At 69.5% G+C, this 13,209-nt stretch carries 12 protein-coding genes; 9 read left to right on the top strand and 3 right to left on the bottom strand.

Features of this window, described 5'->3' with window-relative positions; genetic code table 11:
- Positions 1-2 precede the first annotated feature (2 nt).
- The 7 genes from ACIBLA_RS31055 (at position 3) to ACIBLA_RS31025 (ending at position 7,055) form a co-directional block, all read left to right on the top strand.
- The gene (locus ACIBLA_RS31055) at positions 3-416 is read left to right on the top strand and encodes a roadblock/LC7 domain-containing protein (RefSeq protein WP_023538416.1); all 414 of its coding nucleotides are present in this window, start codon (positions 3-5) and stop codon (positions 414-416) included.
- 109 nt (positions 417-525) lie between these two features.
- On the top strand, positions 526-933 hold the full coding sequence (locus ACIBLA_RS31050; RefSeq protein ID WP_023538417.1) for a DUF742 domain-containing protein: 408 nt from the start codon (positions 526-528) through the stop codon (positions 931-933).
- Positions 914-1,495, top strand: a complete 582-nt coding sequence (locus ACIBLA_RS31045; protein WP_031229387.1) for an ATP/GTP-binding protein — start codon at positions 914-916, stop codon at positions 1,493-1,495. The genes ACIBLA_RS31050 and ACIBLA_RS31045 overlap by 20 nt, the downstream gene beginning before the upstream one ends.
- A gap of 339 nt (positions 1,496-1,834) precedes the next feature.
- Positions 1,835-5,320: a nitrate- and nitrite sensing domain-containing protein gene (locus tag ACIBLA_RS31040; protein ID WP_399200540.1), complete on the top strand. Its 3,486-nt coding sequence runs from the start codon at positions 1,835-1,837 to the stop codon at positions 5,318-5,320.
- A gap of 10 nt (positions 5,321-5,330) precedes the next feature.
- A complete protein-coding gene (locus ACIBLA_RS31035) occupies positions 5,331-5,744 on the top strand; it encodes a roadblock/LC7 domain-containing protein (RefSeq protein WP_078079450.1) in 414 nt (137 codons plus the stop codon).
- A gap of 95 nt (positions 5,745-5,839) precedes the next feature.
- Positions 5,840-6,493 (top strand): DUF742 domain-containing protein, encoded by a 654-nt coding sequence (locus ACIBLA_RS31030; protein WP_363242529.1) that lies wholly within the window; start codon positions 5,840-5,842, stop codon positions 6,491-6,493.
- A complete protein-coding gene (locus tag ACIBLA_RS31025) occupies positions 6,474-7,055 on the top strand; it encodes an ATP/GTP-binding protein (protein ID WP_031229389.1) in 582 nt (193 codons plus the stop codon). Before ACIBLA_RS31030 ends, ACIBLA_RS31025 begins: the two co-directional genes overlap by 20 nt.
- A gap of 192 nt (positions 7,056-7,247) precedes the next feature.
- Here the strand turns inward: ACIBLA_RS31025 and ACIBLA_RS31020 are convergent, their stop codons facing one another.
- Positions 7,248-7,481, bottom strand: a complete 234-nt coding sequence (locus tag ACIBLA_RS31020) for an acyl-CoA carboxylase subunit epsilon (protein WP_363242530.1) — start codon at positions 7,479-7,481, stop codon at positions 7,248-7,250.
- 53 nt (positions 7,482-7,534) lie between these two features.
- Positions 7,535-9,118 (bottom strand): acyl-CoA carboxylase subunit beta, encoded by a 1,584-nt coding sequence (locus tag ACIBLA_RS31015; RefSeq protein ID WP_363242531.1) that lies wholly within the window; start codon positions 9,116-9,118, stop codon positions 7,535-7,537.
- A gap of 441 nt (positions 9,119-9,559) precedes the next feature.
- Between ACIBLA_RS31015 and ACIBLA_RS31010 the strand changes: the two genes are divergently transcribed.
- Positions 9,560-10,771, top strand: coding sequence for a glycoside hydrolase family 64 protein (locus ACIBLA_RS31010; protein ID WP_363242572.1), 1,212 nt, complete (start codon positions 9,560-9,562; stop codon positions 10,769-10,771).
- Between the two features lie 203 nt (positions 10,772-10,974).
- Complete coding sequence (locus ACIBLA_RS31005) at positions 10,975-11,589, top strand: YceI family protein (RefSeq protein ID WP_363242532.1); 615 nt, start codon at positions 10,975-10,977, stop codon at positions 11,587-11,589.
- Positions 11,590-11,669: 80 nt separating this feature from the next.
- On the opposite strand, the gene ACIBLA_RS31000 is transcribed toward ACIBLA_RS31005, so the two are convergent.
- Positions 11,670-13,025, bottom strand: a complete 1,356-nt coding sequence (locus ACIBLA_RS31000; RefSeq protein ID WP_399200538.1) for a hypothetical protein — start codon at positions 13,023-13,025, stop codon at positions 11,670-11,672.
- Positions 13,026-13,209 lie beyond the last annotated feature (184 nt).

Genomic DNA, 13,209 nt, shown 5'->3' with positions numbered 1-13,209 from the left:
CGATGAGCCAGGCGGCGCAGAATCTGAACTGGTTGATCACCAACTTTGTGGACAACACCCCTGGGGTGTCCCACACAGTGGTCGTATCCGCCGACGGACTGCTGCTGGCCATGTCCGAGGGTTTCCCGCGGGACCGTGCCGATCAACTCGCGGCCGTCGCGTCGGGTCTGACCTCCTTGACAGCGGGGGCGTCCCGGATCTTCGAGGGCGGGCCTGTGACCCAGACCGTCGTGGAGATGGACCGCGGTTTCCTCTTCCTCATGTCCGTCTCGGACGGTTCCTCACTGGCGGTGCTCGCACACCCCGACTGCGACATCGGCCTGGTGGGCTACGAGATGGCCCTCCTGGTCGACCGGGCAGGCACGGTGCTGACGCCGGACCTGCGCGCCGAACTCCAGGGGAGTCTGCTGCACTGAGGCTTCCAGGTACCGCCCACAGCGCCACACACCGTCAGGCCGCGAACCGGCCCCACCCCGGCCCAGTCAGACGGCACGAAGAAATCTTGCTGTCACGCCCGGAGGATTCATGACCCCGCCACCCGCCTCTCACGATCCGTACGGCGCCTCAGTCGACGCGTCCTACGGACTTGAGGGCGACCAGCCGTTGGTACGTCCGTACGCCATGACCGGCGGCCGGACCCGCCCGCGGTACCAGCTCGCCATCGAGGCACTGGTCAGCACGACGGCCGATCCGGCGCATCTCGCCGGGCTGCTCCCCGAGCACCAGAGGATCTGCCATCTCTGCCGCGAGGTGAAGTCCGTCGCCGAGGTGTCGGCACTGCTGTCCATGCCGCTCGGTGTGGCGCGCATCCTCGTGGCCGACCTGGCCGAGGCCGGCATGGTGGCCATCCACCAGCCGGGTAACGGAGAGGCCGGCGGCACGCCGGATGTGACACTGCTCGAAAGGGTGCTCAGTGGACTTCGCAAGCTCTAGCGGCGGAGCGGCACGATCGACCACCTCCGCGAAGATCGTGGTGGCGGGCGGATTCGGCGTGGGCAAGACCACGTTCGTCGGCGCCGTCTCGGAGATCAACCCGCTGCGTACCGAAGCCGTCATGACCAGCGCCTCCGCCGGCATCGACGACCTCACCCACACCGGAGACAAGACCACCACCACCGTGGCCATGGACTTCGGCCGCATCACCCTCGACCAGGACCTGATCCTGTACCTGTTCGGCACCCCCGGACAGGACCGCTTCTGGTTCATGTGGGACGACCTCGTACGCGGCGCCATCGGCGCCGTCGTCCTCGTCGACACCCGCCGCCTCGCCGACTGCTTCCCCGCCGTCGACTACTTCGAGAACTCCGGGCTCCCCTTCGTCATCGCCCTCAACGGCTTCGACGGACACCAGCCCTACACCCCCGACGAAGTACGCGAAGCACTCCAGATCGGCCCGGACGCCCCGATCATCACGACCGACGCCCGGCACCGCGCCGACGCCAAGAGCGGACTCATCACCCTCGTCGAACACGCACTGATGGCTCGACTCAAGTAGACGTGTCCGTACGGCAGTTGCCGTATCCGGGAGCAGGCGTGGGCTGTGTCTTTTGACATAGCCCACGCCGGTGTTCATAACGTTTGAGAAGAGAATTCACGCCGCTCGGACACCCGACGCGTTCGGCTGGTATCGCTGCGCTCACATCAACCTCGCCTTTTGGTGGCGTTCGCTCTTTATATCCGTTTCATCTGCGGTATGGACCACTCGGTATGGCTGATTCCGACTGTTTGGAACGGGGCCGCCTCACGTGCTGGAATTCGATGAACTCCCGAGTAGCACGGCCCTGTACGAAAAACGGCACAACGTAGGTGCCGACGCCGAGAGGTTGTTGGTCGAGTGAGGCGTAGCAAGACGAGCTCCGCGGAGCAGGCGGCGCGGGGCAACTTCACCCCGCCGCGGCGTACGGCGGCGCCGCCTGCGGACGCGCCAGGGAAGCCTCCGGCACCCGGCAGCACCAGCCGGCTGTCGCCACGCAACTGGCGGGTGCCCACTCGGCTCAACGCGATCCTCCTGATACCCGTGCTCGTCGGCCTCGTCATGGGCGGCTTCCAGGTCAAGGGCTCCATCGACACGTGGCAGGAGGCGCAGGACGCGGAGCGGACCGCGCTTATCGTCCGGGCCGCTTCCGGGTACGGCCAGGCCCTGCTCAACGAGCGCGACCTCACCGCCCAGCCCCTGCTGACGAACAAGCGTGACGACAAGGTTGTCGTGGACGCCCGGGCGGCCACGGACGCGGCGAAGGCCACGTTCGACCGCGCCGTCGAGTCGATGCCGCAGGACCAGGGCCTGGAGCGGCGGCTGCGCCTGTTCCGCGCCGAGGAGCCGAAGCTGGAGACGATCCGCAAGACTGCGTACACGGCGGGCGTCGAGACGCCCGACAAAACCGGCCGCAACGGCGGCCCGGTGGCGACCGAAGAGGGGTACGTGCTGGTCCAGCACTCCCTCATGGAGTTCTCCAACGAGCTGGGCCTGGGCACCGGCAACATCACCAGCTACGGCCGCACCGTCTACGCCATCCAGCTCTCCAAGGCCGCCTCCTCGCTCCAGCGCTCCATCGGTACGCATCTGCTGGTGCGGCCGAGCGAGAAGCCGGCCGTCAGGTCGGGCCAGTCGATCGCGTTCTCCTCGTACGCCTACCTGGAGGACATCGCGGTCGCCGAGTACGTCTCCGGCGGTACGGACGCGGACACGACCAAGCTCCAGAAGATCATGGCCGAGAAGGCCGCCGAGGGCGCCAAGAAGCTCGCGACGGCGCGGCAGCAGGCCGCGGCGGCGGGCGAGAAGTTCATCGCCCCGCCGGCCCAGGACGGCTCGGTGGTGGACGGCATGGTCGCCGCGATCGCCACCGGTGACAGCCCCTCCCAGCTGGAGGAGCGCGGCGTCACCCCCACGGCGTGGATGGCCGCGACGACCGCCAAGTTCGACGGCTACACGGTCATCGAGAAGGACCTGGTCGACAACGCCGTCAGCGACGCCGCGCAGATCTCCGACAGCGCCAGGAACGACGCGGTCATCAACGGCGCGATCGTGCTGATCGCCCTGCTGGCCGCCTTCGTGCTGGCCGGGATGATGGCGCGGCAGATGAGCCGGTCCATGCGCCAGCTCCGTACGGCCGCGTTCGGCATCGCCGAGCAGCGGCTGCCGATGCTGGTCGACCAGCTGTCCCGTACCGAGCCCGGCCGGGTCGACACCCGCGTCCAGCCCATCCCGATCGACTCCAGGGACGAGATCGGCGAGGTCGCGCGCGCCTTCGACCAGGTGCACCGCGAGGCGGTCAGGCTCGCCGCCGAGCAGGCCATGCTCCGGGGCAACGTCAACGCGATCTTCACCAACCTGTCACGGCGCAACCAGTCGCTGATCGAGGGCCAGCTGACCCTGATCACCGAGCTGGAGAACCACGAGGCCGAGCCCGAGCAGCTGGAGAACCTCTTCAAGCTGGACCACCTCGCCACCCGTATGCGCCGCAACGGCGAGAACCTGCTGGTCCTCGCCGGTGAGGAGCCGGGCCGCCGCTGGAACCAGCCGGTGCCGCTGGTCGACGTGCTGCGCGCCGCGTCCTCCGAGGTGGAGAGTTACGAGCGCATCGAGCTGACCGGCGTGCCGGAGACCGACATCCACGGCCAGGCCGTGACCGACCTCGTGCACCTGCTCGCCGAGCTGCTGGAGAACGCCACCACGTTCTCGTCACCGCAGACCAAGGTGCGGGTGACCGCGACGCGGCTGCCCGACGGCCGCGTCATGATCGAGATCCACGACAAGGGCATCGGCCTCACCGCCGAGGACTTCGCCGACATCAACCACAAGCTGGCCAACCCGCCCACCGTGGACGCCGCGGTGTCCCAGCGCATGGGCCTGTTCGTGGTCGGCCGGCTGGCCGACCGGCACGGCGTACGGGTGCAGCTGCGGCCCTCGGGGGAGCAGGCGGGCACCACGTCGCTGGTCATGCTCCCGGATGCGATCACCCACGGTGGGGGCGGTGAACAGCAGCCGCCGGACGACTTCACGGTCTCGCAGATCATTCCGGAGCAGCAGGCCGCGACGTTCGAGCCGGAGTCGCGGGCGCTCTCGACGCCCATGCTGACGGCGGCCGAACTCGGCTTCGACGACTCCCGATACGACGAAGGGGCTGGGGCCGGTGCCGGTGCCGGGGCGGGGGACGCGCGCAGTCTCGACCCGGTGAACCGTTCCCTCATGCGCGACGAGCGCCGTGCGGCGCTGGGCGGTGGCGACGGCGCCGCCGCGGCCCTGCCCGGCGGCGGGCAGCCGCTCTACGGCGACCAGGTCGACGGGCAGTACCGCGAGGAGGCCGGCGGGCAGTACGCGCCCCAGGAGGCGTCGTACGACCAGAACGGCTACCCCACCCCCGAGGGCGGCGTCGACGGCGGGCAGACGTACGGGGGCGCGGGGTACGACGCGTACGCGACCCCCGACGGCTACCCGCAGCAGCGGGACCCGCTGGGCGGCGCGTACCCGGAAGGGGCGTACGAGGCTCCTCGGCCGGACGGGGCGGGCTACGACAGCCTCTTCACTCCCCAGGTCAACCAGGGTGGCTGGAGTGACCGAAGCGGCTACCAGGGTGGGTTCGCGCCGGATCGGCAGCCCGAATCGGAATCCTCCGACGGCGCTGCCGCGGGCACTCCGGAACGCGTAGAATTCGAACGTCCGGGACCCTCCCCGAGCGCCAGTCACACACTGACCGGAGCGGGGCTGCCGCGCCGTGGCGGCACTCCGCAGCCTCCGAAGCCCCAGTCGTGGCAGACCACCGGTGGGGACGACGGACAGCAGAACGGATACGACAGCGGTCAGACCGATCTCTTCGGCCGGACCTCCCCGTCGGCCGCCCCGCCGGTGCGGCCGGTGCGGGCTTCCGATCAGCAGACACCGACCGCCGAGACACAGCAGACGAACGAGACCGACGAGACGTACGCACCGACAGCCGCGCAGCCGCAGAACGGGCACAGTGACGCGAACGGCCCCGACGAATGGCGTTCGACGAACGACGACCGCTGGCAGCGGGCCGAGAAGCTCCGCGAGCCGAAGGCCGGCGGGATCACCCCGTCGGGGCTCCCCCGGCGCGTTCCCAAGGCCAACCTGATCGAGGGAACCGCGGAGTCGACGCCACAGAACGGCCCTCAGGTCTCGCGGGCGCCGGAGGATGTACGTGGCAGGCTGAGCAACTTGCGGCGCGGCGTCCAGCGGGGCCGCAACGCGGGGGCGGGCAATACGGGGAACGCAGGAAACGCAGGAAACGCGGGAACTACGGGGACGGACACGAACGGACCGGGCCGAGGCCCGGGCAGTACCTACAACCAGGAGCGTTAGTGTGAGCCCGATGAGCCAGGCGGCGCAGAATCTCAACTGGTTGATCACCAATTTCGTGGACCACACCCCCGGGGTGTCCCACACCGTGGTGGTCTCCGCCGACGGACTCCTGCTGGCCATGTCCGAGGGTTTCCCGCGGGACCGCGCCGACCAACTGGCGGCCGTCGCCTCCGGTCTGACCTCGCTGACCGCCGGGGCCTCCAGGATCTTCGAGGGCGGTGCCGTCACCCAGACCGTCGTGGAGATGGACCGCGGGTTCCTCTTCCTGATGTCCATCTCCGACGGCTCCTCGCTGGCCGTCCTCGCGCACCCCGAGGCCGACATCGGCCTGGTGGGCTATGAAATGGCTCTGCTCGTCGACCGGGCGGGGACGGTGCTGACGCCGGACCTGCGCGCCGAACTCCAGGGAAGTCTTCTCAACTAACAGACAGACAGTGCGTTTCGCGCCACCGCACCATAGGGTTCGGTGGCGCGGCTCCACAGAAAAGTTACCGGCGACCGGAGTCGGAGGAGGAAACGGTGGCGACACCCCCAGGCGGACATCCCTACGAGGGTGGCCGACAGGTTCCGGGCGAGCGTGCCCGGAACCACTTCAACTCCCCCTCCACGCCGGGCGGCAACGGCGGTCAGGGCGGGCAGTGGGACGGCGGCGGGCAGCCGTATCATCCTCAGGGCCAGACCTACCAGCAGCCGCAACAGCCGTACGGACAACAGCAGTCGTACGGTCAGGGGCAGCAACAGCCGTACGGACAGCAGCCCTCGTACGGCGGGCAGCCGCCCCGGGTCCAGCCGGTCCAGCCGAGGCGTCACCAGGAGCCGGAGCACGCCGCGCACAACCCGTTGGTACGTCCGTACGCCATGACCGGCGGCCGGACGCGCCCGCGGTACCAGCTCGCCATCGAGGCACTGGTCAGCACGACGGCCGATCCGTCCCGGCTGCAAGGGCAGTTGCCCGAGCACCAGCGGATCTGCCGACTCTGTTTCGAGATCAAATCGGTTGCCGAGATTTCGGCACTGCTCTCCATCCCCCTGGGCGTCGCCCGGATCCTCGTAGCCGACCTGGCGGAGGCCGGACTTGTCGCCATTCACCAACCCGGCGGCGACGAGACCGCCGGGGGCCAACCAGATGTGACACTGCTCGAAAGGGTGCTCAGTGGACTTCGCAAGCTCTAGCGGCGGTGCAGCCCGCTCAACCACCAGCGCGAAGATCGTGGTGGCGGGCGGATTCGGCGTGGGCAAGACCACGTTCGTCGGCGCCGTCTCGGAGATCAACCCGCTGCGTACCGAAGCCGTCATGACCAGCGCCTCCGCCGGCATCGACGACCTCACCCACACCGGAGACAAGACCACCACCACCGTGGCCATGGACTTCGGCCGCATCACCCTCGACCAGGACCTGATCCTGTACCTGTTCGGCACCCCCGGACAGGACCGCTTCTGGTTCATGTGGGACGACCTCGTACGCGGCGCCATCGGCGCCGTCGTCCTCGTCGACACCCGCCGCCTCGCCGACTGCTTCCCCGCCGTCGACTACTTCGAGAACTCCGGGCTCCCCTTCGTCATCGCCCTCAACGGCTTCGACGGACACCAGCCCTACACCCCCGACGAAGTACGCGAAGCACTCCAGATCGGCCCGGACACCCCCATCATCACCACCGACGCCCGGCACCGCGCCGACGCCAAGAGCGGACTCATCACCCTCGTCGAACACGCACTCATGGCACGACTTCGTTGAGCGTCAACGGGCCGCGCGCCCGGACGTGAAAGGCGGCGGCCCCGCACTCCTCGGAGTGCGGGGCCGCCGCCTTCGCGCGCCGTCACGGGCCCCGTTGTCAGCGCGAGAGCCCCGCACGGTGGTCCGTGCGGGGCTCTCGGGACACTCTCGCGGGGCTCTCGCGTCGCTGTACGGCCGCTGGAGCGCCTGAGTTCAGCCTTGCCAGCTGTGCGGGGCCCGGAAGCCCGGCGTGCGCTCCAGGCGGCGCCAGCCGGCCGTGGAGCGGCCACGGTGGGCCGAGGCGGCGTCCGCGGAGGGGCGGGCCGCGGCGCGCGCCATGAGGACGGCGGTGATGGCGGCCAGCTCCTCGGGGCCTGCCTGGCCCTTCTCGACGCGGAGCAGGGAGTCGTCCGCGCGGAGCGGGGAGTTGTCGGCGGAATCGTTCATCGGGCTCGTGTCTCCGTCTTCTCGGCAGGTGGGCGGCGGCGTCGTGCGCGGGCTCACTGCGGGGGGTTGCCGTGTTTGCGGGACGGCAGGTCGGCGTGCTTCGTACGGAGCATCGCGAGGGCCGAGACGAGGACCTCGCGGGTCTCGGCCGGGTCGATGACGTCGTCGACCAGACCGCGCTCCGCGGCGTAGTACGGGTGCATCAGCTCGGCCTTGTACTCCTTCACCATGCGTACGCGCATGGCCTCGGGGTCCTCGGCGTCGGCGATCTGCTTGCGGAAGATGACGTTGGCGGCGCCTTCCGCGCCCATCACCGCGATCTCGTTGGTCGGCCAGGCATAGGTGAGGTCGGCGCCGATGGACTGGGAATCCATGACGATGTAAGCACCCCCGTACGCCTTGCGCAGGATGAGCGAGATCCGCGGCACGGTGGCGTTGCAGTACGCGTAGAGCAGCTTCGCCCCGTGGCGGATGATGCCACCGTGCTCCTGGTCGACGCCGGGCAGGAAGCCGGGTACGTCCAGCAGGGTCACGATCGGAATGTTGAAGGCGTCGCACATCTGCACGAAGCGTGCGGCCTTCTCGGAGGCCTCGATGTCCAGGACGCCCGCGAGGGACTGCGGCTGGTTGGCGACGATGCCGACGACCTGGCCGTCGAGCCGGGACAGCGCGCAGATGATGTTGGTGGCCCAGCGCTCGTGGATCTCCAGGAAGTCGCCGTCGTCGACGAGTTCCTCGATGACCTTGCGCATGTCGTAGGGGCGGTTGCCGTCGGCCGGGACCAGGTCGAGCAGCACGTCGGAGCGGCGATCGGCCGGGTCGTCGGACTCGGCGGCGGGCGGGTTCTCGCGGTTGTTGGAGGGGAGCATCGCCAGCAGGTAGCGGACCTCGGCGATGCACGTCTCCTCGTCGTCGTACGCGAAGTGCGCGACGCCGCTCGTCTCGGCGTGCACGTCCGCGCCGCCGAGTCCGTTCTGGGTGATCTCCTCGCCCGTGACCGCCTTGACGACGTCGGGTCCGGTGATGAACATCTGCGACGTCTCGCGGACCATGAACACGAAGTCGGTGAGGGCCGGGCTGTAGGCGGCGCCGCCGGCGCACGGGCCCAGCATCACGCTGATCTGCGGGATGACACCGGAGGCGCGGGTGTTGCGCTGGAAGATGCCGCCGTAACCGGCGAGGGCGGAGACGCCCTCCTGGATACGGGCGCCCGCGCCGTCGTTCAGCGAGACGAGCGGGGCACCGGCCGAGATGGCCATGTCCATGATCTTGTGGATCTTGGTGGCGTGGGCCTCGCCCAGGGCGCCGCCGAAGATCCGGAAGTCGTGCGCGTACACGAACACCGTGCGGCCCTCGACCGTCCCCCAGCCGGTGATCACCCCGTCCGTGTACGGCTTCTTGGCCTCCAGGCCGAAGCCGGTGGCCCGGTGCCTGCGCAGCTGCTCGACCTCTCTGAACGAGCCCTCGTCGAGCAGCAGCGCGATGCGCTCGCGAGCCGTCAGCTTGCCCTTGGCGTGCTGTGCCTCGGTCGCGCGGTCGCTCGGGCCGCTCAGCGCCTGCCCCCGCAGCGAGTGCAGCTCGGCCACGCGCCCACGGGCGTCGACGGGCTCACTCGGCGTCTGGTCCACAACGGTCATGTACCGACCCTACGAACAACCGAGCGTAAATGCCGCCGTCGACTCCACACAGTCTCCTGCCCGGATTCCTGGTGGGGCTGGACAGAACCGGGGTGGACGCGGGGCGAGTCGACAGTTCGGGGCCCTTGGCGCTTGTGAGATTCCTCCAGATGTCAGTCAGAAGTCGATCGGAGGTCGGCCGGAAGTCGACGGGAGGTCGATGGGAAGTCTGGGGAACCGACGGGGGGCCGGTCGGCCGTTCGGCCGATGGCCGGGGGTGGCGGCGGGTGAGCGGCCGGCGTCAGGTTGTGAAGACTCCCAAACGATTGAGAGCGCTCTCAGTCACAACTCTTGACGCGTCCTGGACACGTGGCGAGAGTGGGGCGCAGACGTAGGCGCGCCCCCACGTACCGCGCCGCGTTCCCCCCACATCTCAGGAGAACATCCGTGATATCGCGCAGAATGTTTCTGACCGGTACGGCCGCCGCGGCCACGGCGCTCACCTACCCCGCCTGGGGAAGCGCTCTCAGCCCCCGCGCCTCGGCCGCCGCCGACACCTGTGAACTCGCCCTGGTGAACAAGTCGTTGCCCGGCTCGGTCAACGCGTACGTCACCGGCCACGAGCAGGGCACCGACCGCTGGGTGCTGCTCCGTGCCGACGGCAGCGTGTACAAGCCGGAGTCGCCCGCCGAGCCCAACACCCCGCTGCCGGTCGACTGTGCCATTCCGCTGGGCGCGGCGGGCGGCGCGGCCGTGAAGCTGACGCTGCCTCAGATGTACGGCGCGCGCGTCTACTTCGTACGCGACGACACGCTGGACTTCTTCCTGAATCCGGGTCCGTCGCTGGTCGAGCCGGCGTTCGCGAGCGAGGACGACCCCAACTACGGGCGTACCTGGTCGTTCGCGGAGTTCACCTTCAACCCACAGCAGTTGTACTCGAACATCAGCTACGTCGACCTGGTGACCGCGCTGCCCATCGGGATCACCCTGGAGGGCGACGCCACGCACGAGGTCGCCCCGCTCCCCGAGGGCGCCCTGCAGAAGATCGCGGACGGTCTTACCGCGCAGGCGGCGGCCGACGGGCAGCCGTGGGACAAGCTGATCACGCGCGGCGCCGACGGCCAGGTCCTGCGGGTGATCGCGCCGCAGAACGCGATGGCGCCGTACTTCGACCGGCCCGGGGAGATGCCCTTCAGGGACGTGTTCAACGGCTACATCGACAAGGTCTGGCAGAAGTACGCCGCCGAGGACCTCAAGATCGATCTCCAGGGCGGGCGCGGCGTGCTGGCCGGCCGGGTCAGCGGCGACACGCTCACCTTCGCCGGCGGCCACACCTTCACCAAGCCGACGTCGAAGGACATCTTCACCTGCAACCACGGCCCCTTCACCAACAACCCGGCCGACTCGGACGACAAGAAGGCCCTCCTCGCCCGGCTGGCGGCGGCGTTCAACCGCTCGACGCTGCTCACCCATCCCGACCAGCCGAACGGTGCCACGGCGGCGGACTACTACAAGGACCCGTCCACCAACCACTGGGCGCGGGTCCTGCACGCGAACACCCCGATCGGGTACGCGTTCCCGTACGACGACGTACGGCCGGACGGTGAGCCGGACGTCTCGGGCGCGGCGCACGACGGCAACCCGGTGCGCTTCACCGTGTCGGTCGGTTCCTGAGCCGCGACGCCGGACCGGCGGTGCCCCGTCATCTCCCTCCTCCGGAGGGGGGTGGCGGGGCACTGTCGTGCGCTCCCGGACGCGTTCGCGCACGAGCAGGGTCACCCGATCGGCGGACGATCGACGAAGATGTTGAACTTTGAACGAGATAGGACTACCGTGAAGGTGCTTGAAAGCTAAACAACCATGTACCGGGAGAAATCATGGCACTCTTCAACCGCAAGTCCGCGACCGACTCCGCCACCGCGACGGCGGTCAGCCCCGAGCTTGCCGAGCTGACCGGTGACTACACCATCGACCCGTCGCACAGCAGCATCGGTTTCACCGTGCGCCACGCGATGGTCACCAATGTCCGCGGCTCCTTCAGCAAGCACGAGGGCACGCTGAGCCTGGACGGATCGAAGCCGGAGAACTCCTCCGCGTCGATCGACGTGGAGATCGAGAGCATCGACACCGGCGCCCCCGACCGCGACGGGCACCTGCGCAGCGCGGACTTCTTCGACGCCGAGAAGTTCCCCAAGATGACCTTCCGCTCCACCGGCGCCGAGCAGGTGGGCGGCGACGACTACCGCATCACCGGTGACCTGACCATCAAGGACGTCACCAAGCCGCTCACCATCGACCTGGAGTTCAACGGCAAGGCGACCGACCCGTACGGCAACGAGCGCGTCGGCTTCGAGGGCAGTGCCACGATCTCGCGCTCGGACTGGGGCCTGTCCTGGAACGCCGCGCTGGAGACCGGCGGCGTGGTCGTCAGCGACAAGGTGAAGCTGGTCTTCGACATCTCGGCGATCAAGAACCAGCCGCAGGCCGCCTGACCGGGCCGCACGTCAGGAGCGCGCGGCGGACGGCGCAGACGTACATGACACCAGGCGTACGTGACACCAGGCGTCACCTGTCAGAAGCCGCCCCCGTCGAAACCGCCGCCGCCTCCGAAGTCCCCTCCCCCACCGAAGCCGCCTCCGTCGAATCCACCGCCGGAGCCGACGTCACCGCCCGAGCCGCCGTCGTAGCCGGTGTAGTCGCCGCCTCCGTAGTCCGCCGCGTAGGCGGGGGTGGTCAGGACGGTGCCGAGCATGGTGCCCACCAGCAGGGCGGGGAGCACGCCGCCGCCGAAGTAGCCGCCGGCCCAGGGGCCGTACGCGGGCCCCGCGTCGTAGTACGGGCGCGGGCCGTACTCGGTCTGCACCATCCGCGTCATGGGGTCGTCGCCGTCCTCAAGGCGCGCCGCGTCGGCCGCGCAGACGGGGATCGACCGGACCGCTCCGGCCGGTGGCGGTGACCAGTCCACGTCCTTCGTGGAAGGACCGTGCCGGGGGTCGAAGAAGCACGGTGAACGGCGCTCCGGGACCGGCGCGCCCTGTCGGCGCGCGGCCAGCGCGGTGAGCGAGAAACGGCCGTCCGCCAGAGCCTCGGTCACCCCGCGCACATCGTCCGGGCGCCGGGCCCCGTCCATGAGGGACTTCGCCTTCTCATACGCGTCCAGCGCGCTCTCGTAGTCCGCGCGCATCGCGTCGTCGGCGCCTTTCTCGCCCGGATGGAAGTCGAGCCGGTCGAGTTCCTCGCCGAAGGCGGTGATGTCCTCGTCCACGACGACCCGGAGCTTGTCGAGGGCCTGCCTGTCGCGCGCCTCCTTACGGAGGCGGTCGCGGCGCAGCACCGCGTACACACCGGCGCCGCCCAGCACCACGATGCCGCCGAGCGTGATCAGCCCGGTCGCCGCGCTTCCGCTGTCGGTGCCGTCGCCGGAGGACGTGTTCCAGCCCGCGGGCGCCTGGCCGCGGGACTCGGCGAGTGCCTGGTCCACGAAGTTGCCGAGTTCCGTCGACGCGGCGACGGGGCCGGTGCCCTTCACACCGTCGGTGATCGCACGGACTGCGTCCGGCGGCAGGACGCGGGCGTCGGCGGCTGCGTCGAACTTGTCACCGAGGCGGACGGCGTACACGCCGGACACCCCGGTCGTGGTCCTGAGCCTGTTCAGCAGGGTGTTGTCCGGATCGAAATCGGCGGTCTGCGGCAGGACGGCGACAAAGACGGGCTTGTCCGCGTCCTTGATCTTCTTCGTCAGCGCGGCGGCGTCCGACCGGGAGAGCTGGTCGGAGGCGCGGGGGTCGACATAGACCGGGCCCTTCTTGAAGGCCTCGGCCACGGCATCGGGGCCGGTGGCTGCCTGCGCGCCCGGCGCCGCGACGACGGCGGCGCCCGTGAAGGCGAGCAGCAACCCGGACAGAGTGGTGATCAGCCTCGTCCTCATATCACGACGGTACCGGAGGGCGACATGATCCGGAGTGGTCGAAATATGACAGCCCGAGAACACCAGGCGCGGCACACGGGCCGCGCGAACCGCGGGGACGGCGACGGCGGTGCAGGGCGGAACGAGTTACGCACCCAGGGTGAGGGGCCCCAGGGTGCGTCACTCATGCGGAGTACTGGGGGAG

The sequence above is a fragment of the Streptomyces sp. NPDC050433 genome, from assembly GCF_044458565.1.
Taxonomy (GTDB): domain Bacteria; phylum Actinomycetota; class Actinomycetes; order Streptomycetales; family Streptomycetaceae; genus Streptomyces.
Note: the sequence above shows the minus strand (reverse complement) of the source record. Positions and strands in the feature narration are given on the sequence as shown.